We start from the raw sequence: 22,037 nt of genomic DNA, 5'->3' as shown, positions 1-22,037 counted from the left end.
ACAGATAGACGTTTCCGGGTGCCGCCTTTTTGCAAAAAGGCGGCGTTCCTTGAAGCTTTTGAAACAAGCTTCACCAAAAGCTTCTTCATGATTTTCAGGTTATTGCCGTGCTGGCCCTGCCTGCCACGGCTGCTGTTCCAGTGCGGGCGGCGTGCCGGACAGCGCGCACAGGCTACGGCCGAAGGACTGTCGCAGCGCGCCCTTGTGCAACGACAGCACCAGTGTTGCCGGGGTAATGCAGTAACCCGGGTCAAACGCATTGCCCGACACCCAGCGCAGGGCTGTCCTGGCCTGCCCGCCCGGTAGCAGCACGCCATCCGGCATGGCCACGGCCTGCTGCCACCGGACCGGGATGGCGTGATGGTGTCCGTCCTCAAACGATATCGGACCGACCGATGCCAGCGTACAGGCCCGCATGCCGGTATTGCGCACCACAAGCCACATTCCACTGTGCATCATGCCATCAAACGCACCCTGTCCATCATCCAGCACCATGACCGTATGACGGGGCGTGCAATCACGCACCCCATGGGCATGGGCGCAGACCGGAAGGCAGGACAAACCAAGGGCGACACCCGCCGCCAGCCACCGCATCATGGTTCCCTGCCCTGTCGTGTCGCGGGGTTTACGTCAAAACGCACGACATGGCCGGTCGCGGGATCAAGATGGCAGGACCATGTAAACGCCACCCAGCGCATGGGGCCTGTGGCCGGCATATACTGGCCGCGCCCTTCTATCAGGGCCGGGCTGACCACGACCTGACTGTCGGGGCGGTCATCCTGCAGGAAAAAGCGGTGTGGCTGTGCGCCCCTGTGGACCAGTACGGAACGCGCGGCGTCCTGACACAGGAAGGTGGTCATCTGCCATGCCATGTCCTGCCCCATGACACCCGGACGCTCCCGGGCGGGAAGCGCGGTGACGCGCTGCGTGATGATCCGCTGTTCCGCAGGCGAAGGGGGCACATTTTCCGTCGCCCATGCGCCAGAAACCCGCCCCATGAAGACAACCCCCAGGCACAGGCCGCCCATGGCCACAGCACGGCCCATGCGGCGCGATGTCATTGATGCGCGGGACATGATCATGATGATGCCTTTTCGCCCGATAGGGTGGGCGTGGCGGGCATATCTGGCCGATATCCCGCACACGCCTGCCGTAGTGTCGCGCCAGCAAGCGTACGGGCCGCGTACCGCTTGGGCACCGCGATACGTTGCGCCAGATAGATCCCCGAATGCCCGGAACAGACATAGGCCACGAAGCAGCCCGTGGCAAAATAGACGATATCCGCCGCGCCGAACAGTTCAACCCCCATAAGCGTACAGGCCAGCGGCGTATTGGCCGCACCGGCAAACACGGCCACGAACCCCACCGCCGCCATCAGGTCCACCGGCGCATGCAGCCACGCAGACAGCGCATTGCCCAGACCGGCCCCGATAAAGAACAGGGGCGTGACCTCCCCGCCCTTGAAGCCTGCCGCCAGCACCACAACGGTAAACACCAGCTTCCACGCCCAGGCCAGCGGATAATGCGCGGGCCCGAAGAAATCGAGGATGGATGCCCCCCCATCCTCCGGGGCGAAAATGCCCAGCCCCAGATAGTCCCGTGACCCGCATATCCAGACCAGCGCAATGGTCACGACCCCGCCAATGCCGGGGCGTAGCCACGGTGTGGGGCAGGCGCGCCGCAACAGGGCCGCACCCCGGCGCACGGATTCAGCAAACAGCAGGCTGGCCAGGCCAAACGCCACGCCCGCCACCATCACCTTGGCCAGCAGGATGACGTCGGCATGGAAAAACCGCCCGTCCAGCCCGGCATAACCATGAAAGCCAAGGATATAGGGTACGTGCTCGATCCCCCATGCATGGCAGACCCAGTCCGCCATCGTGGCGGCAAGGATGACGGGAACCAGCGCGCCATATTCAATGCGCCCCACCCGCAGCACCTCCATGCCGAATACCGCCCCCGCCACCGGCGTGCCAAATACGGCGGAAAAGCCCGCGGCAATGCCGGATATCAGCAGGATACGGATTTCATGCGGGTCACGCAGGCTGCACAGCCGCCCGATCGCACTGGCGATGCTGCCGCCCATCTGCACCGCCGTGCCTTCCCGCCCGACCGATGCACCGAACAGGTGACTGACAACCGTTCCCACCAGCACCAGTGGCGCCATGCGCAGGGGCACGCCACCGCCGGGTTGATGAATCTGGTCCACGATCAGGTTGTTTCCGCCCTCCGCCGTGCGACCGAACCAGTGATAAAGAAGGCCAATCGCCATGCCCGCCACCGGCAGGCCATATAGCAGCCACGGATGGGACAGCCGCATGGCCGCCGCCTGATCCAGCAGCCACAGGAACACGGCGCACGCACTGCCAACACACGCTGACAGCCCGACCAGAAGACACGCCCATTTAAGCAATACGGCCGCCACACGGCAGCCATCGCGCATGATTACGTCAATATTCATTGATATTCGCCAGATCCGGCTTTTTTTCATGGAACGACAGGCGGCTCTGGCCTGCATGCGGACATGATGTTGATGACCCTACACGGATTCCTCCCCTGTTGCCGCAATGGCATTGGGTAGGAATCATTAGTCCCCTATGAAGGAGACGGTTCGACCATCATGGTCTGGCAGAGTCCATTGCCGTCCGTCCTTAAAAGCCCGGATCGCAATCACGGTCAAGCATGATGGCGTGACCTCCTGCGTTTTCCCTGCCCGGTTTGCGGTCATGCGGCCCCCTGACCGACCGGGCACAGAATGGCCCCCGGACCGCTTCGCGAACGGGTCCGGGACAGTTTCACAGGCTTGTCAGGGCTATTTTTGGTGATGCATCAGGGAAACGCTGCCTTTTGGAGAAAAGGCGGCCCCCATAAGCTTTTTATCAATGCGCCGTTTTGAAGAAATCCCTGAAAGATCAGTACCCACGCCCGGGGTCACACAGCAGCGCGGGACGTTCGTTGCGTTCCATCTGGCCAATGACATCCACGACATAACGCACCTGCGCCTCCCGCGAGGCTTCGGACGCCACATGCGGCGTGACCGTAATCCGTTCATGGCGCCATAACGGATCCCCCGCCGGCAGGGGTTCGGGTACGGTCACGTCCAGCACGGCCCCGCCCAGCAAGCCTTCGTCCAGCGCGCGGACAAGATCGGCCTGCACCACATGGTTGCCCCGGCCCACATTGATCAGCCCCGCCCCACGCGGCAGTTGCGCCAGCAGGTCATAGTTGATCATGCCGCGCGTCCGGGTCGTGCTGGGCAGCAGGTTGACCAGGACATCCACATCGCGCAGGAAATCAGGCAATGCCGCATCACCGGCGAATACGCGAATTCCCGGCACGTCCCGCGCCGAACGCCGCCAGCCCGACACCACAAACCCGACATGGTGCAGGTGACGCGCCACATACGCGCCCAGATGCCCCATGCCCATGATCCCCACCCGCGTTTCGGCGCAGGTGCGCGACACGCGGTTGTTACGCCAGACCTCCGCCGCCTGCTGCAACGCCCATGTCCGGGCGTCCCGCAGCAGTCCCAGCGCCGCCCACAGCACATAATCGGCCATCAGGGCCGCCGTCTGGTCCCCGCCCATGCGGACCAGCGGGACATGGGCGGGAAAAGCGGGATCATCAAGCAGATGGTTGACCCCTGCACCGGTGCAGATAATGGCCCGCAATCCCTTCATCCGGGCCAGATCAGCGGAGGACGGTGTCCAGACCAACGCGTAATCATCCGCCCGCAGTTCCAGATCGGGGTCATACCATGAACAGGTTTTCAGATCCGGGGCGACATGATGGAAGGCCGCACGCCATCCCACCACGCTATCGGGCCCATCCGCGCTGATAATAAGCCGTGCCATCCACTCCATCTCCCTTGATGAGCCGTCCCTACGCCATGATCCACCCCCTGACTGCGGCAGGCATGGCGCCGTGACCCCTAATTTACGCATACGCGCCCTATTCCTGACGCGTCCATTTCCATCCCGCAGGCCGGAACAGAAAAACTGCCAGCCCCCTGCACGACTGGCATGTCATGTATTCGGGAATTATTATAATTCTGAATAAAAATTCAATAATTCAGCAATCTGAAACTCACCCCGCCGCCAGAAATACGTTTTTCAATTCATGATATTGGCATACCCGCACATGATAGCAGGAATGTTACGATAATGGATGAACATTCCCCTGCAAGATATCAATAATGCGTAGTTTACTTTATATCCGTGCAAACCATGCCTATCCGTCCCTGCCCTCACGATAGGCACCGGGGGTCATGCCGGTCCATGACCGGAAGGCGCGATGAAAGCCGGATACTTCGGTATAACCAAGCGAAAAACCGATTTCCTTGATGGAACGGTCGCTGTCACGCAGCATGGCCTGCGCCAGCCGGGCCATGTGTTCGTTGACCAGATCCTGAAAACGCACGCCCTCCAGCGCCAGCATGCGCCGCAGTGTCCGCGCGCCCATGCCCAGATCGGCGGCGACGACCTCCAGCGTGGGGCGTGTGGCGTGCGGCGGGGCACGGAACTGCGCGCTGATGCTTTGCCGGACACGTTCGACAATGCTCAGGCTCTGGTTGATGCGCGCCAGCATGTTTTCACAGTAATCCGCCATCATGTTGGCAGCGATATCATTTGCCATTTCGGGCATGCTGCCCAGATGGCTGCGGCAGACGCGGATTTCATTTTCCGCGCAGGAAAAATGCACCGGACAGGAAAAATACCGCATATACAATGCTGCATGATCCGGTCGCGGCACCACCAGGCGGATTTCCGCCAGTTCCAGCCCGCTGGTTTCCAGCCAGGCGCTCCAGTTGCCCAGCCATTCCTCGACCAGATACAGCAGGGTGCGCGCGGGCAGTTCAGGCAGGACACGCGCACCGATCACGGCATGGCTGGCATTTTCCACCAGGTCCTGCCGAATGCGGATGCCATAGCCCAGCAGGGCCTGATAACGGATGAAGCGGCTTATGGCTTCCCGCCAGGTCGGGGCACTGATGCAGGCATAGCCCACCACCCCGAAATCGGCCGCGTTGATATGCCGCCCGGCCAGGAAACCCAGCCCCGGCACCGTGACCTCCGTCAGGATACAGTCCAGCAGGCGCACGTAATCCCCATACAGGATATGCGATCCGCCCAGCCGCAGGCCGGAGCGGTCAAGCCCGAAACGGGCCAGGATATGGGCAACGGACACCCCGCGCGATTCCAGCACCTGCAACAGCTTGTTCAGGTGCATGCCCGGTATCTGCAACGCGAACTGCCCCAGTTCCGGACTGCCCGCAGGCGGGGCCGCCGCCAATGGGGAAGCCGTATCAGGATCGAATGGCATCATCCGCCTGCCCTGCCGCCCCATTGCTGGCGGAACGCCCTTGCGGGCCGGGGCCGCGCATACCTGCACGATCGTCCCATTTTCTTACCCGTGCCTCTCCTGTCCCTACACTTCATGGGGCATGAATAACACCAACCCGCCCCTCCTGCCTATCTCCCCACGCGTGCCGCCACCCTGAATCCGGAGAAGACTGCACGGCGGCGGTGTAACGGCCTGTGATTTCCACGTCACCCGACGTCCAGTCTCCGGACCGGGCAGCGGCGGGATATCCATGCGTCCTGCGGATGCACCGGTGGTTCATCGGCCTGTGGCACGGATTTCACGGCCAATCGCGGATGGATGGGGATATGCCGCATACAACCTGCCAGCAGCAGGCCCAAGCCGACAGTCAGTAAAGAATTCGGCCCCATGTGCATTACAGATGTGTGGGAAACAGCTCCTCGGGAGAAAAGACATGCCGTATCGTCGTTTCTGCCCCCATGTGGAAACCATGGAATACCATGGCGATGCAGACCACGCACGGCAGCAGATAGCCCCATAGCGACGGGGGCACCGGCCCGCATTTCATACCCAGCACCATTCCCCCGATACACCCGACCAGGGCGCCGACGATCACCTCGCCCATGGTATGGGCCTGCAACTGCAGCCGCGTATACCCAATGACCACCGCCACTCCCAGCAGGGGCACCAGCATGGCGACGGGATAACGCACCAGCTGGCGTCGCCATAACAGGACCAGCAGCCCGCCATACGCCACACACGCCGACGCGACATGTCCGCTGGGGCTTATGACCACGGTCTGGGTCAACCACGCATAATACAGGCCCGCGATCTTGAGCAGCAGCATGACCCCCAGCGTCAGGACAATCACGACGCTCCATACATACATGCCCTGCCACCATCCCCGCAGGCCCATGATGCAGGCAACCGTCAGCACCACCGGCAGAATATCGGCCTGATCTGCAAAATCGGTGATGAAATCGGTCATAATGAAATGGACCGTCCTGTCTTGTTCCTGCACCACATATCATGGACCGGACAGCCCGACCAGAATCATGAAGTCTGATCAGAACGCGTTTTCCGACAGAAGAAAACGATCCAGACACTTTTGCAAATAATTCGGATATCCAGCCACCACGCCCCATGCGCCACGCAAGTCAGGTCGTATTCCACCCTGCCACTTTCTTTTACCGTGGCCAGCCGGACCGTGACTGCCATTGACCCGCGCAAGGTTGGCGGCACCCGGTCCTGCGCGATGCCGGGCGAGGTCGTCTTCCACTATATATCCATAATATTCGGCCACATACTTCCATGCCGATAGCATGAAGAAAGTCCCTGGCCGGACATACAGCTTTCTGTTCATCGTCCGGTGCCGCCACGCAGGCAGTTGCATCTTCATGTCCAGACCAAACGACGTGGTAATGGAGAGATCCTGCATCATGCCAATAACGCCAATCCATCCCTGCCTGGTCGGCGCAGGAAAGTAGGACATGGAGGAATTCCGTCAGCAGCCTGCATTTTTCGTATTGCGAATGATATTCGTTTTCAATATAAACAGGGTATCCACGGCACGGTCAGGCAGTTTTCCCAACCGTCGATTTCCCAGCACAACGCCGTGAAACGCCCGCGGCATCGTACGTATGCCATGCCGCATTCCCTTTTTTCATACAGGGACCATGTCAATCATGAGTGAAACCACCGGATGTACGGCCGACTGGCACCTTGAACATTCTTCCCCGGGCCAGATACTGCACTATCTTGATCCCCGGCGTCCTTTCGCGCGGCAGATCAATATACTGACAAACCGGTTCCGTGACATACAGGCCCTTTGCAATGATGGCGCCGCTTCCCCCGCCCTGACCCGGCTGCGCAATGCGCTGGCGTTCCACATGGTCAGGATGTCGCGATGGTGGCGGTTTGATTTCTGTCCCCGTGGCGTGACCGGCGTGCGCAATCCACTTTTCCTGACCTATGTAAAGGCGCATGCGGAACGATCGGCTGAAGATGATGCCCTGTTCGACCTGTTTACCCTGCAGCGCCACATGCATGCGGGCGATGGCGGGCATATCCTTGTCGTGGGGCATGACCCGTTAACGGCTCCATCCGTTTCCATACTGTATGGGGTGGACGGGCAACGTAATTTCCGCTTTGCCACCAGTTCGCGTGGGGGCGAACCATTATGGAATGGAAAGGCCTATCCCGATTTTGCATCCGCATGGCTTGCCGCGCGTGCCGTGCATGCCCTGATCCAGGATGACAGCGCGGATATACATGAATATGAAACCGCCCATCGCGAACACATGTGGGTCAGGTCATGGCACCACCGGCATTTCCACCGCAGCGGCAAACTGCCGGTTATCCGGCTATATGCGCAGGCCAATGCCCAGTTGATGAACTGTCAGTCCGCCTTTGGCCGCGCGGAGATGAAAACGGTCGTGGAGCGTATGGCCTTTGACATTGCCCGCACCGCATTCCAGCGGCACATGACGGTTGCAGACCTGATTGAGGAAAGTGACGCGCTTTCCATCAGCCTCCGCTCGGCCAATACCATCAAGCAGCGCGCCCGCGCATATGTGGCGACCTGCATCGACCCGATGGCCCGGCCCGAAATGGATACGCTGCTGGACCGGGTCGTATCCTATGTCCCGCGCCGCTGTCCTTGAACGGCTGCCCGCCCCCGGTCTTGACCACGGGGCGCGGGCGCCTGCCCCACTTACAGTAATGAAAATGGAATTACTGTGCGGTATAGCCACCATCAATGACCAGTTCGCTGCCAGTCATGAACTTTGATTCGTCGGATGCCAGGAACACAATGCCATAGGCAATGTCATCAGGCTCACCCAGATGGCCCAGCGGGTGCAGGTCAACCAACTTCTGCCGGGCTGCGGCCTGATCCGGGGTTTCCTTGGTAAAGCCCTGCACCATCGGGGTCCAGATATAACCGGGATGGATGGAATTGACCCGGATTTTGTAACCCTGTTTCGCACAGTGCAGTGCCGCTGACTTGGTGAACAGCCTGACACCCCCCTTGCTGGCATTATAGGCAGCAAGCGTGGGGTCACCGATCAGCCCCTCGATAGAGGACAGGTTGATGATCGATCCCCCGCCATGTGGCTTCATGGCTTCCACGGCGTAACGCGTGCCCAGGAACACCCCATCGAGGTTGACCGACTGCACACGCCGCCAGTCCGCAAGGCTGGTTGTCTCGACGGAGCCGGAATAAAGAATGCCCGCATTGTTGACCGCAATGTCCAGCCGCCCGAACTGCGTGGCAATAGCGCCCATCGCCTGCTTCCAGTCATCTTCCGCCGTGACGTCAAGCGGGACGAAGATTGCCTCTCCCCCTGCTTTTTTAATGTCCGCGACGACGGCTTCCCCCTCTTCCGCCTTCAGGTCGGCCACGACCACCTTCGCCCCTTCGCGCGCCAGCAGCAGGGCCGTCGCCTTGCCGATCCCGCGCGATGCGCCTGTGACAATCGCCACCTTTCCCGATACACGTCCCATGTCTTTTGCTCCTGAATCAGTAACTTCCCTTAAAATATAAGAAAATTCTCATTCAGCACATTGACGGGACACAACACATTCATAATTTGGTGACACGTTTTTGTGATATCATTATCCTGAAATCAGGTCAGGAACCGACCTGCATTCATAAGGACATTTCCGGTTAAGCGTTTTCCAAAAAGCCTCACCGGGTACCGCCTTTGTGAAAAAAGGCGGCACCCGGAAACATCTGATTTTATCAGCAGTCGTCCTGAAACGCCCTTCAGAGACTGTTTGAAAATTTGGCCCGGAAAACATTCGGCAATCATAAAGAAGTTTTTCGGTGAAGCTTTTTTCAAAAGCTTCGAAGAACGCCACCTTTTTGAAAAAAGGTGGCACCCAAAAACTTTTATTATTTTTTATCAACCACTTGTTTTCAAACAGTCTCTCAGGCGGCTTCAGCATCCTTTTCGGGAACGGCATTGGCAATGTCCATAAGCGCGCGCCCAAGTTCGGTCTTTATCATGCGCCGTGCATAGGACTGCAGCGCCGCCGCATCAATAAAGCCACGACGGAACGCCACTTCATGCGGGGAGCCAACCAGCAGTCCCTGACGGGACTGGATGGTCTGCACGAACTGCCCCGCCTGCATCAGGCTGTCGGGCATGCCGGCATCAAGCCATGCGCAGCCCCGTCCCAGACGCTGGACATGCAGGTCACCGTTTTGCAGGTAAATCCGGTTCAGATCGGTAATTTCCAGTTCCCCGCGTGGCGAGGGCTTCAGGCTGCGGGCATATTCGCGCACGCGCCCGTCATAGAAATACAGCCCCGTTACAGCCCAGTTCGACAGCGGGTGCGTGGGTTTTTCAACAATATCCAGCGCATGCCCGTCGGGGGCGAAACTGACCACGCCATAGCGTTCGGGGTCACGTACTTCATAAGCAAAGACCGTAGCCCCGGTTGGCCGCGTCGCCGCCGCGCGCAACTGCTTGCCCAGATGGTCGGCAAAAATCAGGTTGTCGCCCAGTATCAGGCCACACGGTGAATCATCCAGCCAGTCATCGGCAATGATAAAGGCCTGCGCGATGCCATCGGGCGAAGGCTGCTCACGATACGTGAAGGTCACACCCAGATCCGACCCGTCCCCCAGCAGGCGGCGGAACAGCGGCAGGTCGGCAGGCGTTGATATGATCATGATATCACGTATCCCCGCCAGCATGAGCGTGGACAGGGGATAGAAAATCATCGGCTTGTCATAAACCGGCAGCAACTGCTTGCTGACCGCCTGCGTCATGGGGTGCAGGCGCGTGCCCGAACCACCCGCCAGAAGAATGCCCTTGGTCGGTTTTGTCGCGGTGTTCTCGCTCATGCTGCTGTTCCCATCTTGTCACCCGTGTGGCCAAGGCGTTCCCCGCCATAACGGGCGGCCCGAATGCTTTCCCACCATTCCCGGTTATCCAGGTACCACTGCACCGTGCGGCGGATGCCATGTTCAAAATCATGGCGGGCCCGCCAGCCCAGCGCCTGTTCCGCATGGGTCGGGTCGATTTCATAACGGAAGTCGTGCCCCGGTCGGTCGGTCACGTGCCGGATCAGGCGTGCATGCGGGCCTGCCGGATCGGGGCGCAGTTCATCCAATATCGTGCAGATCGCTTCCACCACCTGCATATTGGTGCGCGGCTGTCGGGCACCGATGGCATAGGTTTCACCGGGCTGTCCCTGTTCCACCGCGCGGACCAGCGCTTCGGCATGGTCCTCGACAAACAGCCAGTCGCGCACATTCTGTCCCGTGCCGTAGACCGGCAGTTCACGCCCCTCGATCGCGTTGATCGTTACCAGAGGAATCAGTTTTTCAGGAAAATGCCACGGTCCGTAATTATTTGTGGTATTGGTCACAAATGTCGGCAGACCATAGGTATGGTACCACGCGCGGACCAGATGATCGGATGACGCCTTGCTGGCTGAATACGGGCTGCGCGGGTCATAAGGGGTCTGTTCGGTAAAAGGCGGGTCACCGGGCCGTAACGCGCCAAAGACCTCATCGGTGGAGATATGGTGGAAACGGAATGCCTTCCGCCGTGCGGCGTCCTGTCGCATCCACCATGCGCGCGCCGCCTCAAGCAATGTATAGGTGCCAACTATATTTGTACTGACAAATGTACCGGGTCCGTCAATGGAACGGTCAACGTGGCTTTCCGCCGCCAGGTGCATGACGGCATCGGGGGCGAAATCATCAAATATCCGCGCCATGGCGGCGGCATCGGTAATATCCGCCACTTCCAGCCTGTAACGCCCGCTTGCCGCGGCATCTTCCGTTGCCTTTATACTTGCGGCATATGTCAGGGCATCGACATTCAGGACATCATGCGCGGTCTGGGCCATCAGATGCCGCACAACCGCGGAACCGATAAACCCGCAGCCTCCCGTTATCAGTATGCGCATTTCCTATTTCCTTCCCCCATAACATGACCGCACCCCGTGGCTTTTCGCAGCGGAAAAACCCGATCATTCCATGCATTGAAACCGAACGGGAATACTGTAACAGTCATGTATAACCGCAATCAGATCATGACAGTGTAATGGGCCGTCTGTGGCATAAATATGGAGAATGTCGCCTTGATGAGATAAAAAAAACAGTATTAACCCAGAATAACACGACTTTCTGAATACAGCCGGTCAGGCTGCACCGCGTACCGCAACCATGGCGTCACGTGCCTCGACCCGTTGCATGACCCTGCGGCCCAAACGTTGTGAGGGGCGTTCAACCAGATGATAACAGACCGCACCCACCAGCAGGCAGAACCCGAATATTGCAAAAGTAACCGCAAGCCCCGGCACAAAACCCAGATGGCGCAACCATTCGCCCATACCCCATGATATGATGCCGATGATCAGGTAATGCGTCAGGTAAAACGAAAACGATATACGCCCCAGCCATATGACCGGACCAGAACGCAGCAGCGCATCCACCCCGCCGCGCTGGTAGGCCAGTCCGAAAATAAGCGCCGTAAACCCGAATACATCCAGAACCGGCACGACCGGAAAAAACAGTGTCGCCGCAATAAACGCCACCGCCCCCAACGTAATGGACGATGCATGCCGTTCCATGCTGTCGGGTAGCAGGTGATAGGCGCGGTACAGCAGTATTCCCGCGCAAAAACAGAAGAACATGCGAATGGCGCCAAACGTACCCGTCGGGTTGTTATTGGCATGATGGCAGGCAAACAGCACCATGACCAGTACCGCCAGGCTGGCAGCACATAGTGCCAGCGCATGGCGCGGCGATGCAATGCGCATTGCCCCCATGGCCAGCAGCGGGAACAGGAGATAACCCAGCACCTCCGCGCTGAGCGTCCATGACACGATGTTCCATTCCCCCAGTTTCAGCACGGTCCAGCTCTGGACCAGCAGCAGGGTCTGCACAAATCCCGGCAGGGACAGGTTATGCGCGCGATAGGCGAAGGACGGGTCCGTATAATACCGCTGCATGGCCACGTAACCGGGCGCAAGCAGTACCAGCGGCACCATGGCCAGCAGCACGAATGTATTGAGCGGATAGACCCGGAAGAAACGGACAATGAAAAAGTCCCGGATCACATGCCACCGCAGGACAGCGAACTGCCCTTCATGCACATGCATGAGGATAAAGCCCGACAGCACGAAAAACAGGTCCACGCCCCGGAAACCGTTGAACAGGAACAGTGAATGCAGCATCCATGGCTGGTGCAGGATATCGGCAGCCAGACCATAGAAATGGGTCATGAAAACCCATAGCGCCGCAACACCGCGCACGCCGGTCAGGCTGGGGATGGAACGGGCCTTGGGCATGTTATCCCCCTAACTTCCTGTGTCTTTCAGGTTTCAGAAAAACCGTTCGTCAATCGTCACCACATCACCGGGCAGCAGGACGGTCGCACGTGATATGCGGCCTTCATGCGCCGGGGTATTGAGGTCTTCATGCCGCACATCGGTCGCGCGGTCGGTCACCGCGCGGTAGGTGAAGCCCCCCGCCAGCGCGACAGCGGTCAGCATGGTCATGCCCGGCTGATAGGGATACTGCCCGGGATGGTTGACCTCACCCAGGATGAAGATCGGCCTGTACTGCGCGACCTCCACCGATACGCTGGGCTGCGTCAGGATCCCTTTCTGTTCCAGACTGGCGGAAATGCGCTGGGCCAGATCGCGTGGCTCGGCACCCGCCGCGGGCACCGTTCCCAGTAACGGGAAATCGATGTTCCCGTTGTCACTTACGGTAAACGTGTTGCTCAGCTGCGGGTCATTATAGGTAATGACACGGATCTGGTCCCCCGGACCAAGATGGTAGGCCCGGGTATCAACCGCGTCAAAGGACGGCTCATGCGCCGAGGCGCAGCAGCTTAGCGCAAGCAGGGCCGTGACGCCGACTGCCTGCATCGTCATGGGCCGACACGTGTTCCGTATCATTGCAAACATGGTCACTCCCAAATCATTCAATGTGGTTTTCCTTCGCTGGCCGCATATGCGGCCAACCAGCATCAGCCAGAGAAGGAAAAGCCCAACAGTATCGTATTGCTCGTAAACGTGGAAAGACGCCCCGGGATGTTCAGATAATTCACGTTCCCGCCCGATGTGGCGTTATTGACATAGTTATAGGTCAGGGACGCCCTGACGTGACGGTCGATGTTCCAGAAAACCGACCCGCCGAAATGGATCTGTTTCTGCAGGCGGCTGCCCTCCAGGCTGGCCGTGGCGGAACCGGTGGGCACCGTCATGCTGGACTGTGACGCACTTTCCCCATATTCGGCATAGGCGCGCAGGAACACATTACGCCGCAGTTCATGGTCCCACTGCAGGCGCACGTCCGTCACCACCTGATTTCGGGCAAACGGGGTTTCCGGGTCGCTCAGGTGGCGCGCCGCCGTCAGGTTGACGGTATCGATGCGGCGCGGCATCCATGACACATTGACCTCGAATGTCGGGGTCGTGACAGATGGGCTGCGACCGCTGCTGAAACTGCGCGTTTCCCCACCGACCAGCAGGCGGTACTGCCACACCTGCCCGCTGCGGAAATCCACGCCACCAAAACCGGCCCCGTCGGCATAATTGTTGACCGATGCCTCGGGCACCGAATCATACTGCGCGGCGGACCCGCGAAAAACGACGACAGCCGCATTCCCGCGCGAGAATTCATAGCGCGAGGTCAGTGACCCGGTTTCCGTCTTGTGGCTGATGGTGCCGTAATCAATGGAAATCGGCCCCGGCGCCGTCCCGAAGGAGAAGTCCTGATAATCGAATGCCGGGATCAGGCTGAAACGCCCAAACATCTTGGTATAGGTCAGTCGCCCGTCATTGACCTGGTACGGCACGGGGTAGACCACGCCATACACGCCCAGGTTGGTCGCGGACAGGTGATACTGATAATGCGAATAGGCCATGCTGAGCGTATCGTGACCCAGGTTGAGCGTCCCGCCGATATTACCGTGCCAGTTGGTGTAACTGGCGATCGACTGCGTGGGGTAACGGTGATCATCCATGCCCACCGACGCCCCCAGCGCATGACGCCGCCAGCGCGAATTGACGCTGACATTGGCCGAAGTCTGCACAACGGGGCTGCCCGATCCCGGGATGCCCAGCGTGTTGGAGTTATAGCCCACATTTTCCGATGCGCTGGGCCGTAGCAGCCAACTGCCCAGGCCAATGCCATCCGTCTGCTGGCCCATCATCTGCCGGGTTACGACCGAACCGGTCATATCCGTCGAATATCCGGGAATATCAGAAGGGAAAAGCTGCTGGATCAGCTGTGCATGCGCATGATGCGCATGCAGACCGATCCCCAGCACCACCATCCCGACCGGTCCCCGCGACAGGCAGCGCCATACCCTGACGCCATCCTGCAACCGCCCTACCTTCATACCTTACCCTAACCTGTAATCGTAAGACGGGGATTACCCCCCGCACGCTGGATAAATCGGTGGGCCATGTCACGCAGTCCCGGGTCCAGCCGGTATGCGGCGACAGCCATCGCCAGCCCCGCCATGGCGGCGGCGCATGCGGAAGCTATCAGATTCATGGGAATCAACAGACTCACAATCAGCGCTCCTGTCATTATCAACATCCCCGGCACAAGTCGCCAAGTCTGCTGTGACAGGCAATCCGACAACAGGTAAAGAGCAACTAAATTAATCGTGACCCGCAACGTCCAGGCCGCCGCGGCCCCCGGCAGGCCCCACCATTTTATCAGTACCCACAATACGCAGAAGAAGGGCAGAATCTCCACCATCGAGACCTTGGCCGTGATATGGGGCCGTCCCTGCCCCTGCAGCAGCCCATAGGGCAGGAAGGCGATGCCGTTGGTCCATGCCCCGAACATCAGGATCTCGGCCACGGGACGTGAGACATCGGCAAAGCTGCCGCCCACCCACATATGCAGGAACGCCCCCGAAAACAGGATGCCCGGCGCGCAGATCATGCCGAACCCGTAGGTCAGCGACGCGGTGGCCCGCCGGGTCAGGTCAACCGCTTCCCCCCTGTCGGCGCGGGACAGGCGCGGGAACAGCGTGCGGGCCAGCGCCGTCGCCACGACCTGCGAGCGCATGGCAAGGTTCATCGGCACGGTGTACTGCCCGACCGATGTAACCCCCAGCGTCGCGCCGATGATAAGCTGGTTGGACGTATCGAGCAGCGGGTTGATCAGGCTGGAAATACTGACCCATGACCCGTAACCCAGCAGGCGCTTGAGCCATTTCACGTCAAAGTCCATTGGCCGGATCGGCCATTCCAGCACCATGACCACGCAATAGGCCAGCCCGATCATGGCCAGCCGCGACAGCACGATGGACGGCAGGACAACCGTAAGCTGCGGCCCGAAGAAATGGATGCAGATGAGCGGGATGATCTGTCCCGCCATGGTGGTGCTGGAATTGAGCATGTTGGACAGCAGGAAACGTTCGCGCGATTCCAGCGCCCCCGTCGCCACACCATTGATCATGCCCAGCGGCAGCATGACCGCCATCCACGGATAGGCATGCCGCGTTTCCGCCAGCAGGTCGGGCGGAATCCGTACGAAATGCAGCAGCACCATATCCCCGATCGGATACAGGATCAGCCCCCCCAGCGCCCCCAGGCCGAGATTGCTGTAAAATGCCGTCATCAGCACAGGCGAACGTTCCCGCGCCGAGGCATGACCCAGCTGCGCCAGCGCATTGGCCGACGCACGTGACAGCCCGAAATCCAGAAACCCCAGATACCCCAGCAGTATCCACGAAATCGCCACGATGCCATACCTGTCCGTGCCAATCAGGTGCAGGTAGAATGGCACGGTGCCCAGCGAGACGATGATCGGGAAAATGGAACCGAATACGTTGAACAGGAAATTGGTGGAAAATTTGCTCTGCGCCATTACTCCGCCCCTACTGTCGCCATGACGGGCCGTGGTCCCGCCTGACCCAGAACCTGCTGATAGAGGCGCACATATTCCTGCGCGACACTGTCCCAGTCGTAATGACTGGCCACTTCCATATTCCGCGCACGCAAGGCATCCGCCGTATCCGGCAGGGACGCGGCCATTGCCTCCACCTCCCGCGCGCCGGGGGCAAGGTTATCGGGATCGATCATGACGCCTGCCGCCCCCTGCTGCATAAGCCGGGCAAAAGGCGTGATGTTGCTCAGGATGGGGATCAGGCCGGCGGACATGGCCTCCACCGCCGCAAGACCGAAGCCTTCATGCGCGGACAGGCAGCCAAAGAAAGATGCTTCCCCCATGAGGTCACGCAGGGCCGCGTCCGACGGACCGGAGACGATGCGCAGGGCATCCGTAATGCCGCATGCCTGTGCCTGCTGCCGCAGGTCGGCCACCGTCAGGTTGGAATCCTGGCCCGCAACGATCAGTTTCCATTCCGGGTTTTCACGTCGCAGCAATGCGACAAGCTGGAACAGCAGCCTGAGCCGCTTGTGCACGGCAAAACGCCCGAAGGCCAGGATGGTGCGTCCCGGCGTGCGGGATGCGGCGTCACGGAAGCGCGTCTGGTTGATGCCGTTTTCAATTGTCTGCAACCGCCCCGCCGCCACGGTGCGGAACAGGTCGGCATCGCTGTAGCTGCACGCGACAATGCGCTTGTATGCCCGCACGGAAATCGGCGTGATGGTACGGAACCATATTTCCTTGATCCGTCGCAGCGCACCGGTATGGAAGAAACCACCATGGGTGGAGGCGATCATCGTCTTGCGATGGAACGGCCATGTCCACGCCAGGAAATCGAAAAAGAAATCGATCGCATGGACATGCAGCAGGTCGAACGTCCCGATATGCCGCAGCACCTGCGGGGCCAGTGGATAACGGGTCGAACCACGCCATGGGATGCGGATGACCGGTATGCCATCGACCATGTCGCGATGGGGCAGCCGGCCCGGACGCCCGAATACAGTGTCGAGTGTCAGGACCTGTGCATCAATGCCCATGTCCTGTCTCTGGCTGCGGGCAAGGTTGAGCAGTGAATCCTCCAGCCCGCCGACAGAGGGACTGAACTGGCGGCAGATATGCAGAACTTTCAATATTTCATCCCCCTGTTCTATTTGTCATCGAAACGGCTGAGGATCTTGATGTCCCGGTTACCGTAGCTGTAGCCCATCACGTCCATGGCGTTGTCTTCCACCATGGTGGCCACCACGCCGGCCAGCGGCGCGCCACAGGCCTCCAGCCGTTCCAGGCAGGCCATGACGGCGCGCTGCGCCGTGCTTTTCCAGCGGCAGACAAAGATGACCTGATCGGCCATGTTGGCGTGTACCAGCGCGTCACTCAGTCCCAGCAGCGGGGGACAGTCGATGATGACCAGTTCATATGACCGCTTCAGTTCCGCCAGTATGGCGCGCAGGCGCCGGATCTCGACCGGGCTGAAGGCATGCTGCATCGTGCGCCCGGCGGGAATGTAGTCAAACCCGGTATCAGGGTCCGTGCGGATGACATCCGCCACCGGCACGCCTGTGGTCACAAGGTCGCTCATCCCCAGCGATGGCCGGCCCGTCGTGCCATCGGTCAGGTACTGGTCCAGCATGCCCCGGCGATGATCGGCATCGATCACCAGCACTTTCTGCCCGCCCCGGCGGGCTACGGTCGCCATCCACAGCGCCAGTGTGCTTTTGCCTTCCTCCGGCCCGGCGGAGGTAATGGCGAGGCATAGCGGCTGCCCCCCTTCATGCACCCGCATGGACAGTTGCATGACAAGACTGCGCACCGCTTCGGTCGCACGGGAATAGGGATGGTCGATCACATGCCGCCGCACGGTCTGTTCCGAACGTCCGCCCACCTTGGGCACGACCGCCAGCAGGGGCAGCGGGACCGCCGCGCGCAGGCGCTCGATTTCGGTAAAGCCGGCCGCGAAGTAATCACGCAGCAGGACAGCCCCCGCCCCGGCCGCCAGCGCCACGGCCATCAGGCCCAGGCCAATCTTCTTGCGGTTGGGAAAACTGGGCATGTCAGGTGCGGATGCGTGGGAGACGACGGCGATGGGCGGCTGCAGCAGGGCCGCGCGGTCCACGACTTCCTTGGCATGTTCCAGAAAGGTTTCATACACGGCGCGCGCGCTCTGCGCTTCCTGGTCCAGCGTGCGGTATTCCGCCTGCGGCGCGCTCTGCCCACCGGCCTTCTGACGCAGAAGCTCGAGGTTTTCGTTCAGGCGCTGCACTTCCGCGCGGGCGGAAATCTGGTCTTCGCGGATGGTGCTCAGCGCGGCCTGTGTCTCGGCTTCCAGGCTGGCACGGGTGGCTGCGATCTGCTGGTCCAGCGCGCGCAGGCGCGGGTGCTGCGGGCCATAGGTCGCGGCTTCTTCCTGACGCGTGCTCTGCAACTGCATGAGGGCATTGGCGGTGGCGACCAGAATGGGTTCCTGCGACAGGGCGACCGCCGCGCGCGCATCCCCCCGCGCGGCGGCGTCACGCAGCGCGTCGGCGCGGGCCTGCGCCGCCGCCAGCCGCCCTTCGGCCTGGCTCAGATTGGCGGAGGTATCGGCAATCTGGCGTTCGATCAGCGGCGTGCTGGTGCTGCCCTCGGTGGTGTTGGTCAGGCCATTGGCGTTGTCGAAGGCATTGGCCTTTTCCACGGCATCCAGCCACCGCTGCCGCAGGGCAGCCGTGCGGTTGTCCAGCCATGTGGCCACGTGATTGATGTCCGCCGTCTGCCGCGCCAGCGCAATGCGCTGGTAATTCGTGACCACTGCGTTGGCCAGCGCGGCGGCACGCTGGGGATTGCCATCCACCACGTTGATATCAAGGATCTGCGTGCGCGGTTCCGGGGTTATGGTCAGGTTGTTGAGGAAGGCGTCTTCCTCATGCTCACGCTGTACTTCCGGGTCAACCGGCGTGCTGGCATGGCACAGGAACCCCAGCCCCATGTGGCACAGCCGGTCGCGCATGCCCACATGCGGGGGGACAGGCGGCGGTGGCAGTTGCGCCAGGACGGCGGCGGCGACATCGCGCGAATGGATCATCGCGGCCTCGGTTGAAACCAGTTCGTCATCCGGCGGGGCCAGGTTCTGCTGCTGGCCGTTGGGGGCCAGCGGATCCTGCTGCGCACGCCCCGACACCACGACGGTCGTAGTCGCGGTATAGCGCGGCTTGAGCGTCAGCATGACTGCCCCGCCCGCAACCAGTACCCCCAATGCAGTCAGCGCGAACAGCATCCTGTGCCGCAGGAACGCCCGCATTGTCTGGCGGATGACAAGGCCCACATCCTGCGCTGTCCATGACATTGAAGTGGCCCGTCCCTGTATGGAAACGTAATTCATGCTGTTTATCCGGCAAGTTTCCGCGAAATGGATGGCGAGGGCCGATCGAAAAGCCTGCGCCGCAAATAAACGAGGACATGAAACCCGAATACAGGCAGTCCCAGCAGGTAACGCCGCCACAGCCTGCGCGGTTCACGCACCAGGCGCACAAGCCATTCCAGCCCCATGTTCGCGACCCATCGGGGCGGGCGATGCACACGTCCGGCCGCATGGTCAACCAGCGCGCCCGCGGTAATGAGAACCCCGGTAGGCAGGTGATCCATGTTGTCATACAGCCAGCGTTCCTGCCGGGGCATGCCCATGGTCAGCAGGATGATGTCAGGGCGCGTTGCCCGCAGGCGTTCAAGCAGCAGCGTGGATTCACGTGATCCGGGTGTCGGGTCAAAGAAACCATGCTGCGTGCCCACCGTGCGCACGCCATACCTGTCAGAAAAGGCCGCTGCAGCCTTATCCACCACATCCGGCTTGCCACCGATCCAGAATACCGATGCATCCTGCCCCAGTTTCGACAGGACCGGCCCGATCCATTCCGGCGGCGTGGTGCGCGGCAGATGCCGCCCCGTCAGCATGATGCCCGCAAGCTGGACGCCCGCGCCGTCACAGAACGCAATATCGGCACGCCGGAACAGGGTGCGCAGCCACGGCTGTTTTTGCGAAACCACCGCCATATGGGCATTGGCGTTGACGACTGTCATTTTCTGTCCCATCCGCACTGCCTCCACCACGCGGCGGACAATGTCCGTGCGCGATATGTCGTGCAGTGGCAGGCCCATGACATCGACAATCGTATCATCTACCGCGATTTCCGTATTTGCGTTCATTTGAATACACCGTTCATCGTCAGGAAATTAAGAAATTCAGAACGCATTCCGACTGAAGATCTCACGTTTTATGGTCAGGAAAATGATCTTGATATCCAGCCAGATCGACCATGCGCGTATGTATTCCAGGTCCAGTACGACGCGGCGGCGCAGATCATCGCGCGTGACCAGTTCGCCCCTTGATCCGTTGATCTGCGCCCAGCCGGTAATGCCGGGCTGCACACGATGGCGGGCGACATATTCCTCCATCGCCTCATGAAGCAATTGCCCGCCCGCGCGCGTCTGCGGTGCATGGGGGCGTGGGCCGACCAGTGACATCTCGCCACGCAGCACATTGAAAAGCTGCGGCAGTTCATCAATGCTCAGCCGCCGTATCCATTTGCCAACACGGGTGACACGCGGGTCGGCGCGCGATGTCTGGCGCGCGGCATCCATATCCGCCATGTCCGTATACATTGAACGGAACTTGAACACGTTGAAGTAACGGTTATTGAAACCCTGCCGGGGCTGGCAGAACAGCACGGGACCACGGGAATCCAGCTTGATCGCCAGCGCCACCAGTCCCAGCACGGGGGCCAGCGCCACAAGCAGCAGCATGCTGGCAGTAAGATCAAACGCGCGCTTTTCCAACGTGTCCCATTCGCTTAACGGACGGCGCTGCAATACGGTCAGGGAAAACGGACCGAAGCGTTCAACCGGCCAGCCGTGGCAGTCCTCCGTCATGAGCGACGGCACGACATAGACATCCGCCAGCACCCCACGCAGGCGCCACAATATGTCCATGACCTGCTGCTGCCCGCCTTCGGCGGGGGAAAGGCATATGATGACCGCATCGATGTGATCCTCACGCGCATGCAGGACCAGTTTTTCTATCGTGCCGTCAACATTGCCGCCCTGATCATCAAAGATCCCGACCAGGCGGAATATGCGCTGCATGCGTGCATTGATGCGCGACGCCATCTGCGTTGCTTCCGCGCCCGAGCCGATGATCGCCACCTTGCGTGCCAGGCGACGGGTTACCGCATGCGTCTGCACGATATATGTACCCACGCACCGTTCGATCAGCAGCGCGATCACCACAAAGACCAGCCATTCCGCCCCCATGCGCAACGTAACACCAGGTGGCCATGACAGCATGACCAGAACGGTGCAGAAGATGATCCCGCCAAACACCACGGGCGGCAGCAGGTAACGGATCTGGTACGAAATCCGCGTCAGGTCGGGGACATCCAGAAGCGGGACATTCCTGGGGAACAGAAAAAACGCCCCCGCGGCCATGATATTGGCCAGCAGAAGGGCGCCAGACAGTTCATCAGGTGTGTCATGAATACGCTGCCACGCAATACAGGCCATGATGGCAAGGCACACGGACATGGCGTCCGACACGACCACGACCTGTGTCAGCACAGGATGACGGTAGGCAAAGCCGTCATCCCCGCTACGTGCCGTATGGACACCCCGCGGGATGCTATCGATCCCGACAGATAGCGGCGACAGGTCTGTTTCATCATTTTTCAAGTGCCTGAGTGCCTCGCTCATTTTGAAACATCTCCTGTCGGCGTGGCCTGCACCTGACGCCGGATAAGGCTTCGCCTGCCATTTTCCGCACTGCACAACCGAGTGCGAAATGATCCTTACCTGTTGCTGTTTTTTA

General features: G+C 60.4%; 20 protein-coding genes. 1 reads left to right on the top strand and 19 read right to left on the bottom strand.

Annotated elements, in window-relative coordinates; all coding sequences use genetic code 11:
- Window positions 1-99 precede the first annotated feature (99 nt).
- The 7 genes from S101446_RS15745 to S101446_RS15715 all read right to left on the bottom strand — a co-directional run bounded on the left by S101446_RS15745 (window position 100) and on the right by S101446_RS15715 (window position 6,814).
- Window positions 100-597 carry a DUF4232 domain-containing protein gene (locus tag S101446_RS15745; RefSeq protein ID WP_087608768.1) on the bottom strand — a complete coding sequence of 166 codons (498 nt, stop codon included), beginning with the start codon at window positions 595-597 and terminating at the stop codon, window positions 100-102.
- Entirely contained in the window at window positions 594-1,076 is a 483-nt protein-coding gene (locus S101446_RS15740; protein WP_231289959.1) for a hypothetical protein, read from the bottom strand. The genes S101446_RS15745 and S101446_RS15740 overlap by 4 nt, the downstream gene beginning before the upstream one ends.
- A 2-nt stretch (window positions 1,077-1,078) precedes the next feature.
- Complete coding sequence (locus S101446_RS15735; RefSeq protein ID WP_087608767.1) at window positions 1,079-2,461, bottom strand: voltage-gated chloride channel family protein; 1,383 nt, start codon at window positions 2,459-2,461, stop codon at window positions 1,079-1,081.
- A 451-nt stretch (window positions 2,462-2,912) separates the two neighbouring features.
- A complete protein-coding gene (locus tag S101446_RS15730) occupies window positions 2,913-3,854 on the bottom strand; it encodes a 2-hydroxyacid dehydrogenase (protein ID WP_087608907.1) in 942 nt (313 codons plus the stop codon).
- Window positions 3,855-4,230: 376 nt separating this feature from the next.
- Window positions 4,231-5,391: an AraC family transcriptional regulator gene (locus S101446_RS15725; protein ID WP_010509832.1), complete on the bottom strand. Its 1,161-nt coding sequence runs from the start codon at window positions 5,389-5,391 to the stop codon at window positions 4,231-4,233.
- 346 nt (window positions 5,392-5,737) lie between these two features.
- Complete coding sequence (locus tag S101446_RS15720; protein ID WP_010509836.1) at window positions 5,738-6,310, bottom strand: phosphatase PAP2 family protein; 573 nt, start codon at window positions 6,308-6,310, stop codon at window positions 5,738-5,740.
- 78 nt (window positions 6,311-6,388) lie between these two features.
- Window positions 6,389-6,814 (bottom strand): hypothetical protein, encoded by a 426-nt coding sequence (locus S101446_RS15715; RefSeq protein ID WP_087608766.1) that lies wholly within the window; start codon window positions 6,812-6,814, stop codon window positions 6,389-6,391.
- 193 nt (window positions 6,815-7,007) lie between these two features.
- Here S101446_RS15715 and S101446_RS15710 point away from each other — a divergent pair, with 193 nt between their 5' ends.
- Entirely contained in the window at window positions 7,008-7,985 is a 978-nt protein-coding gene (locus S101446_RS15710; RefSeq protein ID WP_048851055.1) for a hypothetical protein, read from the top strand.
- A 70-nt stretch (window positions 7,986-8,055) separates the two neighbouring features.
- On the opposite strand, the gene S101446_RS15705 is transcribed toward S101446_RS15710, so the two are convergent.
- The 12 genes from S101446_RS15705 to S101446_RS15655 all read right to left on the bottom strand — a co-directional run bounded on the left by S101446_RS15705 (window position 8,056) and on the right by S101446_RS15655 (window position 21,922).
- Window positions 8,056-8,826 carry an SDR family oxidoreductase gene (locus tag S101446_RS15705; RefSeq protein WP_087608765.1) on the bottom strand — a complete coding sequence of 257 codons (771 nt, stop codon included), beginning with the start codon at window positions 8,824-8,826 and terminating at the stop codon, window positions 8,056-8,058.
- A gap of 111 nt (window positions 8,827-8,937) precedes the next feature.
- Entirely contained in the window at window positions 8,938-9,288 is a 351-nt protein-coding gene (locus S101446_RS17800; protein ID WP_157684858.1) for a hypothetical protein, read from the bottom strand.
- Window positions 9,254-10,174: a glucose-1-phosphate thymidylyltransferase RfbA gene (gene rfbA / locus S101446_RS15700; protein WP_087608764.1), complete on the bottom strand. Its 921-nt coding sequence runs from the start codon at window positions 10,172-10,174 to the stop codon at window positions 9,254-9,256. Before rfbA ends, S101446_RS17800 begins: the two co-directional genes overlap by 35 nt.
- Complete coding sequence (gene rfbB / locus S101446_RS15695) at window positions 10,171-11,247, bottom strand: dTDP-glucose 4,6-dehydratase (protein ID WP_087608763.1); 1,077 nt, start codon at window positions 11,245-11,247, stop codon at window positions 10,171-10,173. The genes rfbA and rfbB overlap by 4 nt, the downstream gene beginning before the upstream one ends.
- A 234-nt stretch (window positions 11,248-11,481) precedes the next feature.
- The gene (locus S101446_RS15690) at window positions 11,482-12,633 is read right to left on the bottom strand and encodes an acyltransferase family protein (protein WP_019086458.1); all 1,152 of its coding nucleotides are present in this window, start codon (window positions 12,631-12,633) and stop codon (window positions 11,482-11,484) included.
- A gap of 33 nt (window positions 12,634-12,666) precedes the next feature.
- On the bottom strand, window positions 12,667-13,224 hold the full coding sequence (locus S101446_RS15685) for a polysaccharide biosynthesis/export family protein (RefSeq protein WP_087608762.1): 558 nt from the start codon (window positions 13,222-13,224) through the stop codon (window positions 12,667-12,669).
- Between the two features lie 95 nt (window positions 13,225-13,319).
- Window positions 13,320-14,696, bottom strand: coding sequence for an outer membrane beta-barrel protein (locus tag S101446_RS15680; RefSeq protein ID WP_052957763.1), 1,377 nt, complete (start codon window positions 14,694-14,696; stop codon window positions 13,320-13,322).
- Between the two features lie 8 nt (window positions 14,697-14,704).
- Entirely contained in the window at window positions 14,705-16,183 is a 1,479-nt protein-coding gene (locus S101446_RS15675) for a flippase (RefSeq protein WP_048850056.1), read from the bottom strand.
- Entirely contained in the window at window positions 16,183-17,334 is a 1,152-nt protein-coding gene (locus S101446_RS15670) for a glycosyltransferase family 4 protein (RefSeq protein WP_087608761.1), read from the bottom strand. Before S101446_RS15670 ends, S101446_RS15675 begins: the two co-directional genes overlap by 1 nt.
- Before the next feature lie 17 nt (window positions 17,335-17,351).
- Window positions 17,352-19,562, bottom strand: coding sequence for a GumC family protein (locus S101446_RS15665; protein WP_232272530.1), 2,211 nt, complete (start codon window positions 19,560-19,562; stop codon window positions 17,352-17,354).
- 5 nt (window positions 19,563-19,567) lie between these two features.
- Entirely contained in the window at window positions 19,568-20,383 is an 816-nt protein-coding gene (locus tag S101446_RS15660; RefSeq protein WP_087608760.1) for a WecB/TagA/CpsF family glycosyltransferase, read from the bottom strand.
- A gap of 36 nt (window positions 20,384-20,419) precedes the next feature.
- Window positions 20,420-21,922: an exopolysaccharide biosynthesis polyprenyl glycosylphosphotransferase gene (locus tag S101446_RS15655; RefSeq protein WP_244184309.1), complete on the bottom strand. Its 1,503-nt coding sequence runs from the start codon at window positions 21,920-21,922 to the stop codon at window positions 20,420-20,422.
- Window positions 21,923-22,037 lie beyond the last annotated feature (115 nt).

Source organism: Komagataeibacter europaeus (assembly GCF_002173515.1).
GTDB lineage: Bacteria > Pseudomonadota > Alphaproteobacteria > Acetobacterales > Acetobacteraceae > Komagataeibacter > Komagataeibacter europaeus.
This window is presented reverse-complemented; position numbering and strand designations above follow the sequence as displayed.